The following is a 16,872-nucleotide window of genomic DNA, read 5'->3' on the forward strand; positions in this document are numbered from 1 at the left end:
TTGTTGAAAATAACTCAGCGTAACTGTTGGCGCGGCGCCGGATCGCCGGTGATGTCCTGGCGGCGCGCCGCGTGCCGCAAGCCGATGCCGGGCCGGGTACCGCCGAACTCGGGCAGGATCCGCCCGCGCGCCCGGCTCGCGAACACGAGGAAGCCGAAGCCGTCAGCTTCGTACCAGTAGCCGCCGTTCTCGAGCCCTTCGATCGGCTGCTCGAGCGCATGCGCGATCGATTCGATGCAGCGCCGGCGCAATTCGCTCGTGCCGGGATAGGGCGGGTGCGCACCGCGAACGCTGCACAACAGCACGTCGAGCCCAGGCAGCACGTGCGCATAGAGCACCGGCTCGTCCTGCGCGCGTGCGCGTGCGATCTTGGTGTCGAGTTGACCGAAAGGCTTGAAGTGACTCAGGACGGCGAGAAACGACTCGTCGCCATCAGCCCTGATGCGTTTCCGCTTTTTCGGGAAGGACATAAAAATTCGCCTGAAAAAGGTGGATTGCAAAAAACGCAGCGTTCCCATGCGACCACTCCCGGACTGGTGCGCCGCACGTCGATCCTTCAAGCATACCGATTTGCCGGATTCACGAGGACTCAGGTCCGTGAGGACTCTGTCGACACCCTCGTTGTGTCAGGCAAACGCCATGCCGGACCACACGTCGCGCTCATGTAGGTATCCCGGCGCTCTCTAGTTGCCATTTACTTATCTCCGGTCTCAATAATAGACCTGCGCGCGCGCGCGGTGTGACGATTTCTCTGGAAAATGCCGGCTTTTCTCACTACGTGGTGCGGGTCACCACATACGTTGTAATCTCATAATCTACCGGAGATAATGATTCAGCACGGGCGGCGTGGCCATTTCACGGCACGCGAGGACCTGGCCTGGGGTGGCCGGGCGGGGAGGTCCGGCGCGCAAGCGCGGCCCGGAGCGGCATCCAATCAGACCGACATGAAACTGTTCGCCAAGGGGCTTTTGCTGATCGCGATACCGAGCGCAATCGAGCTTGCGCTGCTCGGCATCGTATTCGATACGCAAGGCGAGGCCGCCCAGGCCGCGAAGAGCGCCGAGAACAGCAAGCAGATTCTCTGGCAGGCCGAGGGCCTCGTCCATCCGCTGTTGCGCGAGGCGGCGCGGGTACGCACCGCGATCGTGCTCGAAGATCCCTCGTTCATCGACCGCCGCGCCGTCTGGGCCGAATTCTCCGACCGCATCGCGTTGCTCGCGCATATGGTGAGCGACAACCCCAAGCAGCTCGCGCGCATCCAGCGCATCAACGACTACGCGCGAACGTGGCGTGCGCGTTGCAGCATGGTGGCCGACGCGCTGCGCGCCGACCCTCCCGGCGGCTTTGCGTACGCGGGCGGCGTTGGCCTGCCGCCGGAAATCGACGCGGTGCGCAGCGAGCTGGATGCGTTCATCGCCGAGCAAACGCGCTTTGACGAAGCGCGCAGCGCCTCACTGCGAGAGAGCCGCGAGCGGCAGCAGGATGCGCTCATCTTCGCCGTCGTCGGGTCGATGTTGGTCTGGGCCGCCACCGCAATTGTGTTCGCGCGCAATGTGGGCCTGCGCCTTGCCGCGCTGAGCGCCAATGCGCAACGACTGAGCGTTGGCGTGGCGCTCGCGCCGCCGCTTGCCGGCAACGACGAAATCGCCTCGCTCGACGCCGTGCTCAACCAGACGAGCCGGCGCCTGAACGAAGCCGAGCATGAACAGACGGCGCTCAAGGCGCAATTGCAGGAGCGCGCCGCGGACCTCGCCGCCGCCAACGACAATCTGCGCCAGGAGAGCCAGGACAATGAGATGTTCATCTACAGCGTCTCGCACGACCTGCGCTCGCCACTCGTGAACCTGCAGGGCTTTTCGAAGGAGTTGCAGGTTTCCTGCGGCGACCTGCGTGAGCAGATCGATCTGGCCGATCTGCCAGCTAACGAGCGCCGGCACATGGTGGAGGTGCTCGACGGCGATGTCGACGAATCGTTGCAATTCCTGCGCCAGGCCGTGGCGCGCGCGGCGGCCATCATCGACGCGCTGCTGCGCATTTCGCGCGCCGGGCGGCTCGAGTATCGCTGGCAGCGCGTGAATGTGGGCCGGATAGTCGAGCGCGCGCTCGCAGGCCTCGCCGAGGGGCTTGCTCTGCAGGCGCGCATCGAGGTGCGCGAGTTGCCGCCCGCGTGGGGCGACCCGGCGGCGCTCGAGCAGATCTTCGGCAACCTGATCGACAACGCCTTGCGTCACCTCGATCCGGCACGGCCCGGGCAGGTGGAAATCGGCGCGCTGGAGCTGGGCGAGGGCGTGGACGGCCGCGCGGCTCCGTCCGCAATTTCCAGCGCGGCCAGCGCGAATGCGCGCGATGCTTCGCGCATATCGGGCACGCGTACGCGGACCTATTATGTGCGCGACAATGGCATCGGCATCCCGGCTGCGTATCTGCCCAAACTCTTTCGTGCGTTCCAGCGCCTGCATGGCGGCGATTCGGACGGACAGGGCACGGGGCTCGCGCTCGCGCGCCGCATTGCGGAGCGCCATGGCGGCCGAGTCTGGGTCGAGTCGACGGAAGGCGCGGGCTCCACCTTCTTCGTCGCGCTGCCCGACGAGCCGCTGCGCGCAGCATGAAGGCAAGACCATCGAAAACGCATGAGGAAACGTCGGAGAGCGGTATGAGAGAGGGAGAAAAGGCGGAACAGAAGGCGGACGACAGCGCGGGGGCGCAGCCGGATCTGCACCGGAGCAGTGCGCGCGCCGGCCTGTCGGCAGAGCCCGTTGAGACTGGGCGGCGCGTGAGTATCGTGCTGATCGAAGACGACGATGGCCATGCCACGCTGGTCGAACGCAACCTGCGGCGCTCGGGCGTGTCCAACGGCTTTTTGCGTTTTCGCGACGGCCAGGAGGCGCTCGATTATTTCTTTGGCGTGCCGGGTGCCGGCACGATTGCAGCGTCGAATTACCCGTCGCGGGAAGAACTGGCGAATTTCGTCGTGCTGCTCGATTTGCGCATGCCGCGCGTGGACGGCTTCGAAGTGCTGCGGCGCTTGAAGGCCGATCCCGTGACCGCTTCGGTGCCGGTGATCGTGCTCACCACGACCGATGATCCGCGCGAGATCGAGCGTTGTTATGAACTGGGCTGCAATGTGTACATCACGAAACCCGTCGAATATGACGCGTTCATCGAGGCCGTGCGGCGGCTCGGATTTTTTCTCCAGGTCGTCAAGCTGCCGCCGGGACATCGCTTCGTGCGTCCTTGAAGTATTCGATACACGCAGGATCATCATGACAATATTGATACCGCGCGCGCCAGCGGCGCGGCGTCAGCCACGAGGGATGCTCGACGTATGGGCGGCATGAGCAGCATGAACGGCTTGAACGAAGGGGCGCCGATGTTGGCGGGCGCGCACGTGCTCGTCGTCGACGACGACGAAGGCATTCTGCGGCTCGCGCGCAAATCGCTGGTGCGGGCCGGCGCGCGCGTGGACACTTGCACGGGCGTTGGGGAGGCGCGCGCGGTGCTTGCGGCGCGCACGCCCGATGTGCTCGTGCTCGATTACCAGTTGGACGGCGCCGAGACCGGCCTCGACTTTTTCCGCCGCCTGCGTGCCGAGGACGTGCGCGTGCCGGCGATTCTCGTCACCGGCTTCACCGACGAATCGCGCGTGATCGCCGCGCTGCGCGCGGGCGTCTCCGACGTGGTGCCGAAATCGGGCGATTACCTTGATTACTTGCCCGAAGCGGTGGCGCGCGTGCTCGCACAGGTCGCGCTGCAGCACGCCTCCGACCAGGCGCTGCTTTTGCGCGATCGCGAAGAGCACTACCGCACGCTGTCTGAAGCGCTGCCGCACCTCGTGTTCACCTGCCGCGCGGACGGCGAGTGCGATTTTCTTTCGAAGCAATGGCGCGAATACACGGGCCTCGACGCCGACACCACGCACGGCCTCGCGTGGCTCGACGCCGTGCATCCCGACGACCGCGACGAGATTCGCGACACCTGGCTCAAAGCCGTGCGTACCGCCAATGACGATTATCGGCACGAACTGCGCATTCTTCGCCACGATGGCGCATATCGATGGTTCGATGTCCGAATCGTTGCCATGCGTGATCCACGTGGCGGCGTCAACAAGTGGTTCGGCAGTTGCACCGACATCCATGCGCAGCGCGAATCGAACGAAGAGCGCGAGTTGCTGTTGGCTTCAGAGCAGGCCGCGCGTCAGACGGCTGAAGAGGCCAATCGCGCAAAGGACCGCTTTCTGGCGATGCTTTCGCACGAGTTGCGTACGCCGCTCACGCCGGTGCTGGCCGGCACGCGCCTGCTCGAGCAGATTGACGGCTTGCCCGACGCCGCGCGTGCGGGCGTGCTGATGATCCGCCGCAATATCGAACTCGAGGCGCGCCTGATCGACGATCTGCTCGATCTCACGCGCGTCGCGAACGGCAAGCTGAGCCTCACGCTCGACACGGTCGACGTGCACGAGGTGATCGACGCTGTGCTCGAACTCTTTCACAGCGAAATTCAGATCAAGCAACAGGACGTGCACGTCGAGCGTCGGGCGCAGCATCACTACGTGCGCGGCGACCGCGCGCGCATGCAGCAGATGTTCTGGAATCTCGTGCGCAACGCCGCGAAATTCACGCCCGACGGCGGCCATATTTTCGTGCGCACGCGCGATGAGCGCATGCATGTGGCGATCGAAGTCGAGGACACCGGCATTGGCATCGCGCCTGACCAGATCGGCAAGCTCTTTCATGCCTTTGAGCAGGGCAGCCACAACATGACGCGGCAGTTCGGCGGCCTCGGCCTCGGCCTCGCGGTGACGAAGGCGCTGACCGAGGCGCATGGCGGCACCGTGAGCGCGAAGAGCCCGGGCTCGCATTGCGGCGCGACCTTCACGATCGTGCTGCCGACCGCGGCGCCCGGCTCGGGCGCCGCGCTTCCCGCGGACCACAGCGGGCCGCACCGCGCCGGTGCGCTCGACATCCTGCTGATCGAGGACCACGAGGACACGGCCGAGGTCATGTCGCAACTGATCCGCGCGCTCGGCCACGAAGTCTCGGTGGCCGCGAGCGTGGCCAGCGCGCTCGCGCTCACGGCCGCGCAGCCCTTCGATCTGGTGGTGAGCGATATCGGTTTGCCGGACGGTTCGGGTATCGACTTCATCCGTGCGTTCCGCAAGGAGTCGACGGCGCCGGCCATCGCGCTCACCGGCTTCGGCACCGACGACGACGTGCGCCGCAGTCTCGAAGCCGGCTTCACCTCGCATCTCACGAAGCCGGTGAATTTCGAGCAGCTCGAGCGTTTGATCGAAGCGACGGTGACCCAGCGCGCAGGCGATGCATCGGCGGCTTGAGATCGCCTGCGAGGACGTAAAAAAGCCCGCGAAAGCGGGCTTTGTGCTAACTATTCCTACTTCTTGAGCGAGTCGCGAATCTCGCGCAGCAGCAGCACGTCTTCGGGCGTGGGCGGCGGCGCGGCGGGCGCGGGCGCTTCCGCCTGACGCAGCTTGTTCACGAATTTCACCATCAGAAAGATGATGAACGCGAGGATCACGAAGTTGATCAGCGCCGTGATGAACGCACCGTAGCCGAACACGGCCACGCCGGCGGTTTGCAGATCCTTGTACGAGTCGGGATTGCCCTTGAAGGTATCGGGGATGTGGCCGAGCCGGACGAACAGGTTCGAGAAGTCGAGGCCGCCCGTGACCACGCCGATCACCGGCATGATGAGATCCTTCACGACCGAGTTGACGATGGTCGAGAAAGCGCCGCCGATGATCACACCGACTGCCAGATCCATCACATTGCCTTTGACGGCAAACTCCTTGAACTCCTTGACGATGCTCATGAGCGGGTTCTCCTTGAACGGGGGCGGCACGGGCCAGGGGGCTAACGGCACAATGGCGCAATGATAGCGAACGCATCCACAATGCGGTAGAGATTTGACACAGCCTGACATTGTGCCGATTGCCGGTAGGGCATGGCGTCAACGGATTTCAGCGCATCTTAGTGGGCTTCGGTGTGCTTCAAGGAGCGAGCTCGATCTGCTCGCCAAAGCGGCGCGGGTCGGTATTGGTCCCGCACAGCAGCACGCCCACACGCTTGCCTTGCAGCGTCTCGCGCAGCGGGCCGTAGAGGCCCGCGGTGGCGGTGGCGCACGCCGGCTCCACGGCCAGTTTCAGTTCGTCGAAGAGCACGCGCATCGCGGCGCGCAGGGCGTCGTCCGAGACCGTGACGATGCGCTCGACATGACGGCGGCACAGCGTATAGCTGTACTGCTCGGTATGCGGCGACATGAGTGAGTCGGCAATCGTCTGCATGTGGGTCATGCGCACCGTATGGTTCGCCGCGAAGCTGCGGCTCATTGCATCGGCGCCCTCGGGCTCCACGCCGTAGACGCGTACGCGCGGGTTGGCGAGGCGCAGCGCCGTGGCCACGCCCGCAGCCAGTCCGCCGCCGCCGATCGGCACGATCACGGCGTCGAGATCGGGTGCCTGGGTCGCCCATTCGTAGCCGAGTGTCGCTGTGCCGAGCACCGTGCGATAGCCGTTGAACGGATGCACGAAATAGCGGCCTTCCTCGGCCTCGATGCGGCGCACGATCTCGAACGCCTCGCGGTTGTCGTTGGCGCGCACGATTTCGGCGCCCAGCTGGCGACATTGCTCGACGCGCGCTTCGCTCGCGGTGCGAAAGAGCACGACCTTCACGCCGATGCCGAGCCGCTTTGCCGCATACGCGACGGCGATCGCGTGATTGCCGCCCGAGACGCAGGTGACGCCTGCGCTGCGCTGTGTCTCGCTGAGCGCGAGCAGGTGCGTGAACGCACCGCGCACCTTGAAGCTGCCGCTCGCCTGCAACAGTTCGAACTTGAAGTTGACGTGCGTGTTGCCGAGCGAGGGCAGGTCGTGGCGGTCGAATACCGGCGTGCGCCGCACCCACGGCGCCAGCGTGAAGTGCTGCGAGGCGATCTCGTCCAGCGTTGGAACAGCTTCGCCGTCGATCGTGCGATCGGTGGGCAGCGGCGTGGCGGTTGACATGGCGTTGGACCTGCGGCGCGGGACGAGTGCGTTGGGGAGGACTACCTCGATGACTACTGTGCTTGCGCCTCGACCGAAAGGCCGCGCACGAGCTTGCGCAGGAAACCCTCGCACGCTGCGAGCTGATCTAGCGAGACGAATTCGTTGGGCTTGTGCGCCTGCTCGATGTCGCCCGGTCCGCACACCACGCTCGGAATGCCGGCGCGCGCGAAGAGGCCCGCTTCCGTGCCGTACGCGACCTTGCGGCGCGTGCGGTCGGCGGTGAGTGCGCGTACGAGCTGGGTGATCGCCGCCTGCTCGCTGTCGTCGAGTCCCGGCGCGGCCGCGATCTTCATGAATTCGATCGCGCCCGCCGCATTTTCGCGCTGCATTTTCGGCACGAGCGTCTCGCGCGCGTACTGTTCGATGCGCGCGAAGATTGTGTCGGGGTCGAGTGTGGGCAGGTTGCGGAATTCGAAGGCGAAGCGGCATTCGGCCGGCACCGTGTTGATGGCGTTGCCGCCTTCGATCGTACTGGTTTGCGCGGTCGTGAACGGCACGTCGTAGAGCTCGTCGAACGGGCCCTTCGCGCGGAATTCATCGGCCAGATCGCGGATGTAGCAGATCAGGCGCGCCGCGTATTCGATGGCATTGAGGCCGCGCGGCGTGAGCGACGAATGGGCCGCATGGCCGCGCACGCAGCATTGATACGCATTGATGCCCTTGTGCGCCACGATCGGCCGCATGCTTGTGGGTTCGCCGACGATGCAGCCCTCGGGTCTCACGCCGCGCTTCACGAGATCCTCGATCATGAGCGGCGCGCCCACACAGCCGACTTCCTCGTCGAACGAGAGCGCGAGATGTAGCGGCTTGGCGAGCTTCGTTTGCTGGATCTCGGGTACGAGCGAGAGCGCCGTGCCGATAAAACCCTTCATGTCGCAAGTGCCGCGCCCATACAGCAGACCGTCGCGGATCTCGGGCTTGAACGGGTCGCTGTCCCACTTCTGGCCGTCGACCGGCACCACGTCGGTGTGGCCCGAGAGCACGATGCCGCCATCGGTCGAGCCGTCGTGCGCCGGTAGCGTGGCGAACAGGTTGGCCCATTTGCCGTTGTGGCCGTAGGTGAGCGTCGCTTCGATGCCGCGCGTGCGCAGGTCGTCGCGCACGGTCTCGATCAGCCCGAGATTCGGATGGCGGCTGACCGTGTCCATCGACACGAGACGGGTGACCCAAGGGAGCGCAGCGGGGAGGGACGACGATGCTTCGGAGGACGGTGTGGACGACTGCGCTGATTCAGCGGCGATGGTCATGATGGACTCCAGCTTGCTTGTCTATCCATATTACCCAAAAAGAATCGTCCAGGCCAAATGGCCCAAGCCAAACAGCCCGGGCCAAGACAGCCCTCGCCAAAGCGGCTCGGGTGCGATGGCGCGGTGCAATATCTGCCCCGCGCCATCGCGCCTTTAGCGCGCCGCAGCCCGCGCGGGTGCGCCGAGCGCGCGCAGCGTTTCCTTGACCGTCGCCACGCGCACCGCGAGGTCGGGGCTGCGCGATTCGATGCGCAGCTTGTCCTGGCCCGCGAGCTTGACGTGCTTGTGCTTCTGCACCATTTCAATGATGCGCATGGCGTCGACAGGCGGATTCGGCACGAACTGCAGCCCGATCACGGCTTCGCCCGCGTCGATCTTGGTGATGCCGAGCGGCTTGGCCGCGAGGCGCAGCCGATGCGTTTCGATCAGCGCGTGGGCCTGCGGCGGCATCTTGCCGAAGCGGTCGATCAGCTCCTCCTGAATGCCGTCGATCGAATCGTCGTGCTCGCAGTTCGCGAGGCGCTTGTAGAGCGACAGACGCTCCTGGACGTCGCCGCAATAATCGGCGGGCAGGATCGCAGGGGCGTGCAGGTTGATCTCCGTGGTCGCGGCGAGCGGCGCGTTCAGGTCCGGCTCGCGGCCGTCCTTGAGCGCCTTCACGGCGTCGTTGAGCATGTCGGTATAAAGCTGGAAGCCGATCTCGTGAATCTCGCCCGACTGCTTGTCGCCGAGCACTTCGCCCGTGCCGCGAATTTCGAGGTCGTGCATCGCGAGATAGAAGCCCGCGCCCAGTTCCTCCATCTGCTGAATGGCTTCGAGACGGCGCTGCGCCTGCTTCGTGAGACCCTGCGGATCGTGCACGAGCAAATACGCATACGCCTGGTGGTGCGAGCGCCCGACGCGGCCGCGCAACTGGTGCAACTGCGCGAGGCCGAATTTGTCGGAGCGATGCATGAGGATGGTATTCGCGGTCGGCACGTCGATGCCCGTCTCGATGATGGTCGTGCACAGCAGCACGTTCGCGCGCTGCGCCACGAAATCGCGCATCACGGCCTCAAGCTCGCGCTCGTGCATCTGGCCGTGCGCGACCGCAATGCGCGCCTCGGGCACGAGCGCTTCGAGCATCGCGCGGCGGTTTTCGATGGTTTCGACTTCGTTGTGCAGGAAATAAACCTGGCCGCCACGCTTGAGTTCGCGCAGCATGGCTTCGCGAATCACGCTGTCTTCCTCGCGGCGCACGAAGGTCTTGATCGCGAGGCGCTTTTGCGGCGCGGTCGCGATCACGGAGAAATCGCGCAGGCCTTCGAGCGCCATGCCGAGCGTACGCGGAATCGGCGTGGCGGTGAGCGTGAGCACGTCCACTTCCGCGCGCAGCGCCTTCAACGCTTCCTTCTGGCGCACGCCGAAGCGGTGCTCCTCGTCGATGATCACGAGCCCGAGGCGCTTGAACTGCACATCGGAAGACAGCAGCTTGTGCGTGCCGATCACGATGTCGACGCTGCCATCGTTGATCTGCTGGATCGCCGTACCGACTTCCTTCGTCGACTTGAAGCGCGACAGCTCGGCGATGCGCACGGGCCAGTCGGCGAAGCGGTCGGTGAAGGTTTGCGTGTGCTGCTCCGCGAGCAGCGTGGTGGGCGACAGGATCGCCACCTGCTTGCCGCCCATCACGGCGATGAAGGCCGCACGCAGCGCCACTTCGGTCTTGCCGAAGCCCACGTCGCCGCACACGAGGCGGTCCATCGGCTTGCCGCTCGTCATGTCGCCGATCACGGCCGCAATCGCCGCCGCCTGGTCGGGCGTTTCCTCGAAGCCGAAGCTCTCCGCGAACTTCACATAGTCGCGCGGCTCAAGCGCAAACGCGTGACCCTCGCGCGCGGCGCGGCGCGCGTAGAGGTTGAGCAGCTCGGCGGCGGTGTCGCGGATCTGCTGCGCGGCCTTGCGGCGCGCCTTTTCCCACTGGCCGGAGCCGAGCGCGTGCAGCGGCGCGCTGTCCGGATCGGCGCCGCTGTAGCGCGATATCACGTGCAACTGCGAGACCGGCACGTAGAGCTTGCTCGCGCTCGCGTATTCGAGGTGCAGGAACTCGGTGTCGCCTTCGCCGAGGTCCATCGTCACGAGCCCGTGATAGCGGCCGATGCCGTGCTGCGCGTGCACGACCGGGTCGCCCACCTTGAGCTCGGAGAGGTCGCGCACCATCGAATCGACGTTGCTCGCCTGTTCCTGGCGGCGGCGTCCCGCGCGGCGCGCGAGCGGGCCGTAGAGCTCCGTTTCGGTGATGATCGCGAGGCCTTCGCCGGGCAGCGCGAAGCCGGTCGAGAGCGGCGCCACGCCCAGCGCGAAGCGCTCGTCACTGCCGAGCCAGTCGGCGTAGCTGTCCGCAGACGTGGGACGCAGTTGGTTTTCGGCCAGCAGTTGCGCGATGGTCTCGCGGCGTCCCGCCGACTCCACCGCGAACAGCACGCGGTTTTTCGTGGTGTCGAGGTAGCCGCGCAGCGCGGCGAGCGGGTCGTCGGCGTGGCGGTCGATCGCGAGGCTCGGCAGCGCGTTGGCCCAGCCACCCGCGCTCGCGGCCGGCAGCGCGAGGCGCGCGAACGGCTTGGCGAGCGTGAAGAAGTCCTCGTCGGTCAGGAACAGGCGCTGCGGCTCCAGAATCGGCCGCTCGCGGTCGTGCGCGAGGAAGTTGTGGCGCTGCTTGGTGTCGGCGGTGAAGCGGCGGATCGAGGCGTCCAGGTCGCCCGAAAACACCAGTTGCGCGTTTTCCGGCAGATAGTGGAACAAGGTGGCCGTCTCTTCGAAAAAGAGCGGCAGGTAGTACTCGATGCCCGCGGACGGCACGCCGTTGCCGATGTCCTTGTAGATGGACGCGCGGCTCGGGTCGCCTTCGAACACCTCGCGCCAGCGGCTGCGAAACGCCGTGCGTGCGGCCTCGTCGAACGGAAACTCGCGGCCCGGCAAGAGGCGCACGTCCTTGACCGGATAGAGGCTGCGCTGGTTGTCGGGGTCGAATGCGCGGATCGAGTCGACTTGATCGTCGAAGAGGTCGATGCGGTACGGCAGCGGCGAGCCCATCGGGAACAAGTCGATCAGCGAGCCGCGCACGCAGTACTCGCCGGGCCGCATGACCTGGCTCACGTGCTCGTAGCCGGCCAGCGTGAGCTGCGACTTGAGCTTCGCCTCGTCGAGGCGCTCGCCCTGCTTGAACGAGAACGTGTAGGCCGCGAGAAACGACGCGGGCGGCATGCGGTAGAGCGCGGTCGTGGCCGGGACGATGAGGATGTCGCAGCGGTCTTCGCCGAGATCGTGCAGCGTCGCGAGGCGCTCGGACACGAGGTCCTGGTGCGGCGAGAACGTGTCGTAGGGCAGCGTTTCCCAGTCGGGCAACAGGCGCACGCGCGCCTCGGGCGCGAAGAACGGGATCTCTTGGGCGAGACGCTGGGCATCCACGGCGCTCGCGCAGATCACCGCGAGCAACGGCGCATTCGGGGCGCTGGCGCGCGAAGCCTCGCGATAGCGGGCGATCAGGAGCGCATCGGACGAGCCGTGCGTGCCGTCGAAGGCAAAGCGCTGCCCCGGCTTGACGACGGCGACCGGGGACGGGGACGAAGACGGCGACTGCTGGGGTGCGGCGATATCGGACATAGAGGGCAACAGAGTGGCGAGGCGCTGCTTATCGTATGCGTCAGTTATGTATCAGTAGCGAAGCGCACGCGAAGCAACGCGCATGCGATCCGTGTGTCGACAGCCATTCGTAAGGCGAAAGGGCGCACGCGGCCTTGCGAAGGGCGGCCAACGTGTCCGCCACGCCCGCCAGGCAGCGCCGGTTGGGGGCGCTGATCGAGGGTATGAGCGTGCGGCTGACGTGCGGCCAAAGGACCTATTATAAAATCCGTCCTTTACTTTGACTCATGCGGCCCGCAATACCGTGACTTCACGCCTTTTTGCCTTGATCCCCTGCGCCGGAACCGGCAGCCGTTCGGGATCGGCGATGCCCAAACAATACCGGGCGGTCGCCGGACACGAACTTCTGCACTATACGCTTGCGGCATTCGACGCCTGCAGCGAATTCACCCAGACGCTCGTGGTTATTTCGCCCGACGATAATCATTTCGACGCGCGCCGCTTCGCCGGCCTGCGCTTCGCGGTGCGCCGCAAGGGCGGGGCGTCGCGTCAGGCATCGGTCTACAACGGCCTGATCGCGCTTGCCGACTTCGGCGCCACGGACAACGACTGGGTGCTCGTGCACGACGCCGCGCGCCCCGGCATCACGCCCGCACTGATTCGCTCGCTCGTCGAGGCGCTGAAGGACGACCCCGTGGGCGGCATCATGGCGCTGCCGGTTGCCGACACGCTCAAGCGCGTCGCGCCCCAGCACGTGCCGGGCGGCCCGCGCATCGAGCGCACGGAAGCGCGCGACGGCCTCTGGCAGGCCCAGACTCCGCAGATGTTTCGCATCGGCATGTTGCGCACGGCGATCGAGCGCGCGCAGCAAGAGGGCCACGATCTCACCGACGAAGCGAGCGCCATTGAATGGCTCGGCCATTCGCCGCGGCTCGTGCAGGGCAGCCTGCGCAACTTCAAGGTGACCTACCCGGAAGACTTCGCGCTTGCCGAAGCCATCCTCAGCCGCAATCCAGCAAACTGAGCAGGAAACTGAGTTACACGGAAGACCTCATCTATGGATATCAGAATCGGACAAGGCTATGACGTGCACGCGCTCGTGCCGGGACGCCCGCTCATCATCGGTGGCGTGACGGTGCCTTACGAGCGCGGACTGCTCGGCCACTCGGACGCCGACGTGCTATTGCACGCGATCACCGATGCGCTGTTCGGAGCCGCCGCGCTCGGCGACATCGGCCGCCATTTCCCGGACACCGACAAGCAGTTCTACGGCGCGAACAGCCGCGTGCTGCTGCGCGAATGCTTGCGCCGCGTGCAGGAGGCGGGCTTCACGCTCGTGAACGTGGACACCACCGTGATTGCACAGGCGCCGAAGCTCGCGCCGCATATCGAAGCGATGCGCGCATGCATTGCGGAAGATCTGCAACTGCCGCTCGATCGCGTGAACGTGAAGGCGAAGACCAACGAGAAGCTCGGCTATCTGGGCCGTGGCGAAGGTATCGAGGCACAAGCGGCCGTGCTGCTCACGCGCGTCTAGCAGTCCGCGTGCCTGCTGCCGTACCCAGGGCGGTGATTGCATCTGCAATCACCGCCCTTGCTTTTCTTGTCGATTAATTTCCGTTTTTTTCGCTGCATACTCAAAGCGTATTAAGTCGTACCGGAAGCGGAAAGGTTCATGACGGGACTCGAAAGACGCGTGAAAGGCCTCGACGGTCTCCGGGCGCTAGCTGTGATGCTGGTGTTCCTCTCGCACAAGGCGCACGTCGACGCAATCGACGCAGGCAAGATCGGCGTGTGGCTGTTCTTCCTTATCAGCGGTTATCTCATCATCGGCGAACTGCATCGCAACCGCCTGCGCGTCGAACAACGCACAGCGCGCCGCGATGCGGTGCTCTATGTATTCTTCGTCAAGCGCGCGTTGCGCATCTTCCCGGTCTACTATTTGCTGCTCGTCGCGCTGACGATCGCACACGCGTTCTTCTATCAACGCGATGTGGATCTCGGACTCGCGTGGCATTACGTATTCCTCTCCAATTTCTGGATCGGCATCGTCCATGATGGATGGCCGGGCTCGGTCTCGCATTTCTGGAGCCTCGCGGTCGAGCAGCAGTTCTATCTGATCGCGCCGTTTGCACTGCTGTTCACGCGCGCCTCGTATCATCTGGCGATATGCGTCGTCATGATCTGCTGTGCGGCGCTCGCGCATCTCGTGCTCTATGCAACCGGTGCGGTCGAGCCGCTCGTCTATGCGTTCTCACCGTGGAATTTCGCTTTGCTCGCGCTCGGCGGCGTGCTGGCAATCTTGCCGATTGGCGACGCTCGCGTGCCGATCCAGGGGAGGGTGCGAAGCGGCGTCTGGTTTGTGCTCGCGTGCGCGAGTCTCGTGACATTCGCGCTTGCGCGCGCCGATTGCGACACTTGTGAAGCGGCACAACGCGCCGTTTTGCCCGGTTTGCTCGACATCGGCCTCGCGCTTTCGCTCTGCGCCGTATTTCTATGGCTCGTGCGACGCCAGGACAGCGTGCTCGTTAGCATGCTCGAAGCAAGACCGCTCGCGTATCTCGGCACCATCAGCTACGGGTTCTATCTGTTCCACAATCTGGTGCCGTCGCGTCTGGGCGAGGCTCCGGAACTCTATGCAAGCTTGAATGTGCCGCCGCTGGCGCAGGACCTGCTGTCGCTCTTCATGCAGTTCGCACTATCAGTGCTGCTCGCGCATCTATCGTGGCTGTTGCTGGAAAAGCGCGTGCTCGAGTGGAAGGAACCGCTTGCCACGGCGATCCGTAGTCGCCTGCCTGCGCGCGCGCCGGCAGGCCAGACTTGAGAAGAACCCGCCGAGTCATGCTTACCGCGCGACTTTCAACAGGCGAACCTCAGAACGTCGCGCCGCCCACTTCGCGCTCACTCGGGCAGAGCTCGCCGGTTTGCAGTCCGTCGAGCACGCGCAGGATTTCGGCGGCGCTGCGCCCGACACTCAGGTTGTTCACCGAGACGTGCTGGATGACATTGTCCGGATCGACGATGAAGGTCGCCCGCAGCGCCACGCCCGCTTCCTGGTCGCGAATGCCGAGCTGATCGATCAACTCGCCTCTCACATCGCCGAACGCATAGTGGTTCAGCCGGTCGAGCGCTTTGTTCTCGCGCCGCCACGCGAGCTTCACGTATTCGTTGTCGCAACTGCCGCCCAGCAGCACGGTCTCGCGGTCTTCGAATTCCTTGTGCAATTGCGCGAATGCCGTGATCTCGGTCGGGCAGACGCTCGTGAAATCCTTCGGATAGAAGTAGATCACTTTCCACTTGTCGGGAAAGCTGCGCTCGGTGAACTCCATGAACGCGGATTCGCCGTTTTCTTCGGGCTGGTTGAAGCCGGGTTTAGCGGCGGTGACAGTGAAGGCTTCGAGTTTGTCGCCAACGGTTTTCATGGCGTCGCTCCTTGAACGCGGGGCGCACGCGCGCCCCGTGCGCGCGCCTCATGGCCCAATGCTTACGTCAATTGTGGCAGGGGTGGGGGACGCGTGCTACGGGCGTGTGCCGGGATGAGCGGAGGCAGAGACTCAGGCGCCCTTGGCGAGCGGGAACTCGATGGTGACTTCGAGACCGGGCCCGGGCGCGCGATTGCGCAGGCGCAGCGCGCCGCGATAGCGGCCCACGAGGCGCTGCACGATAGCCATGCCGAGGCCCGTGCCGTTGGCCTGGGTGCGGGCGCTGTCGACACGATAGAACGGCCGCGTGACGAGCGGAAGCTGGTCTTCGGGAATGCCGGGGCCTTCGTCGACCACCGAAAGCTCCACGCGCGAATGCGAGACGCGCGTTTCCAGCATGATGTGCGGAATGCCGTCCGACTCGCTCAAGCCGTACTTGCGCGCGTTTTCGATCAGGTTGCCCACCACGCGGCGCATGTCGGTGTCGTCAGCTTCGATTACGGCCGTGGGCGCGAGACGCGTGATGAGACGCACGTCATCCTCGGTGGCCATGCGCGCGGCCATTTCACTCGCGATGACCGACAGGTCGACGCGCTCGGGCATGCGCTGTACGGGCCGCGCATAGTCGAGGAAGCGGCCGATGATCATGTCCATCTGCTCGATGTCGTCGATCATTGCGTCCTTGGTCGCCTGGTCGGACGGACTCATTTCCGTTTCCAGCCGTAGCCGCGCGAGCGGTGTGCGCAGATCGTGCGAGATGCCGGCGAGCATGAGCGCCCGGTCGGCCTCTAGCTGCTCGAGGTCGCGCACCATCTGGTTGAACGAGCGATTGGTGTCGGCGGCCACGCCCATGCCGCTCTCGGGCAGTTTCGCGGGCGATTGCCCCGAGCCCACCATGCGCGCGGACATGGCGAGCCGCGCGAACGGCCGGTTCACGAGGCTCGTGATAAACGCCGCGCCGAACAGCGAAAGCGCGAGCGCAGACACGCCCCATCCGACCCATTGCAGGCCGGTGACGTTGTCGAGCTGGTCGCGATCGAGCGCGACCCAGTAGTCGTCGTCGTCGATTTTGAAGCTGATCCACACGCCCGGGATGCCGTTCACGGACTGCGCGATCACGGTGTCGTCACCAAGACGCCCGCGGATATCGTGCTCGATCAGGCGATTGAGCGACTCGTCGGGCTGAAGCTTGTATTTGTCGGTGGCTTCGCGCGGGTAGACGCGCACGCCCTCATTGCTCTCCAGGTCCTGGAGCAGGGCGCGGCGCAGATCGGGATCGGAGTAGAGGAGCGCGGTGCGCGTGAGCTTGACGACGGCGACGAGCTGGAGCGCCACGCGCTGTGCGCGCGGCTCGCGCTCGATCACACGAAAGCTCTGGAACCACGCGGCGAGACTGACCGCGATGAGAAGGGCGATCAGCAGGAAGGTGCGCCAAAACAGATCGCCAAACGCGAGCGTCAGCAAACGCCGGTCAATCCGCATGGATCCTTCCCGTTTCAACAAAGGCAGTGCAGACAACGAGACC

The 16,872-nt window shown here is 65.2% G+C and carries 13 protein-coding genes; 6 read left to right on the forward strand and 7 right to left on the reverse strand.

Going from position 1 to position 16,872, the window contains the following annotated elements; genetic code table 11:
* Positions 1-14: 14 nt before the first annotated feature.
* Complete coding sequence (locus HV773_RS20335) at positions 15-518, reverse strand: hypothetical protein (protein ID WP_129562088.1); 504 nt, start codon at positions 516-518, stop codon at positions 15-17.
* Between the two features lie 426 nt (positions 519-944).
* On the opposite strand from HV773_RS20335, the gene HV773_RS20340 reads away from it, so the two are divergent.
* From HV773_RS20340 to HV773_RS20350, 3 genes are all read left to right on the forward strand, one after another.
* Positions 945-2,609, forward strand: a complete 1,665-nt coding sequence (locus HV773_RS20340) for a sensor histidine kinase (protein WP_129562087.1) — start codon at positions 945-947, stop codon at positions 2,607-2,609.
* 44 nt (positions 2,610-2,653) lie between these two features.
* Positions 2,654-3,238 carry a response regulator gene (locus HV773_RS20345; protein ID WP_129562086.1) on the forward strand — a complete coding sequence of 195 codons (585 nt, stop codon included), beginning with the start codon at positions 2,654-2,656 and terminating at the stop codon, positions 3,236-3,238.
* A 105-nt stretch (positions 3,239-3,343) separates the two neighbouring features.
* Complete coding sequence (locus HV773_RS20350) at positions 3,344-5,332, forward strand: hybrid sensor histidine kinase/response regulator (RefSeq protein WP_227875285.1); 1,989 nt, start codon at positions 3,344-3,346, stop codon at positions 5,330-5,332.
* A 56-nt stretch (positions 5,333-5,388) separates the two neighbouring features.
* Here the strand turns inward: HV773_RS20350 and mscL are convergent, their stop codons facing one another.
* The 4 genes from mscL to mfd form a co-directional block, all read right to left on the reverse strand.
* Positions 5,389-5,826 (reverse strand): large conductance mechanosensitive channel protein MscL, encoded by a 438-nt coding sequence (gene mscL / locus HV773_RS20355; RefSeq protein ID WP_129562085.1) that lies wholly within the window; start codon positions 5,824-5,826, stop codon positions 5,389-5,391.
* Between the two features lie 178 nt (positions 5,827-6,004).
* Positions 6,005-7,015, reverse strand: coding sequence for a threonine/serine dehydratase family protein (locus HV773_RS20360; RefSeq protein WP_129562084.1), 1,011 nt, complete (start codon positions 7,013-7,015; stop codon positions 6,005-6,007).
* A gap of 53 nt (positions 7,016-7,068) precedes the next feature.
* Complete coding sequence (gene argE, locus HV773_RS20365) at positions 7,069-8,304, reverse strand: acetylornithine deacetylase (protein ID WP_129562083.1); 1,236 nt, start codon at positions 8,302-8,304, stop codon at positions 7,069-7,071.
* Positions 8,305-8,457: 153 nt separating this feature from the next.
* Positions 8,458-11,946, reverse strand: coding sequence for a transcription-repair coupling factor (mfd, locus tag HV773_RS20370; protein ID WP_129562082.1), 3,489 nt, complete (start codon positions 11,944-11,946; stop codon positions 8,458-8,460).
* Positions 11,947-12,229: 283 nt separating this feature from the next.
* Here mfd and ispD point away from each other — a divergent pair, with 283 nt between their 5' ends.
* The 3 genes from ispD to HV773_RS20385 all read left to right on the forward strand — a co-directional run bounded on the left by ispD (position 12,230) and on the right by HV773_RS20385 (position 14,749).
* The gene (gene ispD, locus HV773_RS20375) at positions 12,230-12,949 is read left to right on the forward strand and encodes a 2-C-methyl-D-erythritol 4-phosphate cytidylyltransferase (protein ID WP_129562081.1); all 720 of its coding nucleotides are present in this window, start codon (positions 12,230-12,232) and stop codon (positions 12,947-12,949) included.
* A gap of 33 nt (positions 12,950-12,982) precedes the next feature.
* Entirely contained in the window at positions 12,983-13,462 is a 480-nt protein-coding gene (ispF, locus tag HV773_RS20380) for a 2-C-methyl-D-erythritol 2,4-cyclodiphosphate synthase (RefSeq protein WP_129562080.1), read from the forward strand.
* A 138-nt stretch (positions 13,463-13,600) separates the two neighbouring features.
* A complete protein-coding gene (locus HV773_RS20385; protein WP_129562079.1) occupies positions 13,601-14,749 on the forward strand; it encodes an acyltransferase family protein in 1,149 nt (382 codons plus the stop codon).
* 49 nt (positions 14,750-14,798) lie between these two features.
* On the opposite strand, the gene HV773_RS20390 is transcribed toward HV773_RS20385, so the two are convergent.
* Positions 14,799-15,347, reverse strand: a complete 549-nt coding sequence (locus tag HV773_RS20390) for a peroxiredoxin (protein ID WP_129562078.1) — start codon at positions 15,345-15,347, stop codon at positions 14,799-14,801.
* Between the two features lie 132 nt (positions 15,348-15,479).
* Entirely contained in the window at positions 15,480-16,829 is a 1,350-nt protein-coding gene (locus HV773_RS20395) for an ATP-binding protein (protein WP_129562077.1), read from the reverse strand.
* Positions 16,830-16,872: the final 43 nt, after the last annotated feature.

This window comes from Paraburkholderia caffeinitolerans, from assembly GCF_902859945.1.
In the GTDB taxonomy this organism is placed as follows: Bacteria; Pseudomonadota; Gammaproteobacteria; order Burkholderiales; family Burkholderiaceae; genus Paraburkholderia; species Paraburkholderia caffeinitolerans.

What these genes read in the sequence shown, in the direction of transcription:
- HV773_RS20335 (WP_129562088.1), bottom strand. Translation starts at nt 518, where the DNA reads ATGGGAACGCTGCGTTTTTTGCAATCCACCTTTTTCAGGCGAATTTTT.
- HV773_RS20340 (WP_129562087.1), top strand. Translation starts at nt 945, where the DNA reads ATGAAACTGTTCGCCAAGGGGCTTTTGCTGATCGCGATACCGAGCGCA.
- HV773_RS20345 (WP_129562086.1), top strand. Translation starts at nt 2,654, where the DNA reads ATGAGAGAGGGAGAAAAGGCGGAACAGAAGGCGGACGACAGCGCGGGG.
- HV773_RS20350 (WP_227875285.1), top strand. Translation starts at nt 3,344, where the DNA reads ATGAACGGCTTGAACGAAGGGGCGCCGATGTTGGCGGGCGCGCACGTG.
- mscL (WP_129562085.1), bottom strand. Translation starts at nt 5,826, where the DNA reads ATGAGCATCGTCAAGGAGTTCAAGGAGTTTGCCGTCAAAGGCAATGTG.
- HV773_RS20360 (WP_129562084.1), bottom strand. Translation starts at nt 7,015, where the DNA reads ATGTCAACCGCCACGCCGCTGCCCACCGATCGCACGATCGACGGCGAA.
- argE (WP_129562083.1), bottom strand. Translation starts at nt 8,304, where the DNA reads ATGACCATCGCCGCTGAATCAGCGCAGTCGTCCACACCGTCCTCCGAA.
- mfd (WP_129562082.1), bottom strand. Translation starts at nt 11,946, where the DNA reads ATGTCCGATATCGCCGCACCCCAGCAGTCGCCGTCTTCGTCCCCGTCC.
- ispF (WP_129562080.1), top strand. Translation starts at nt 12,983, where the DNA reads ATGGATATCAGAATCGGACAAGGCTATGACGTGCACGCGCTCGTGCCG.
- HV773_RS20385 (WP_129562079.1), top strand. Translation starts at nt 13,601, where the DNA reads ATGACGGGACTCGAAAGACGCGTGAAAGGCCTCGACGGTCTCCGGGCG.
- HV773_RS20390 (WP_129562078.1), bottom strand. Translation starts at nt 15,347, where the DNA reads ATGAAAACCGTTGGCGACAAACTCGAAGCCTTCACTGTCACCGCCGCT.
- HV773_RS20395 (WP_129562077.1), bottom strand. Translation starts at nt 16,829, where the DNA reads ATGCGGATTGACCGGCGTTTGCTGACGCTCGCGTTTGGCGATCTGTTT.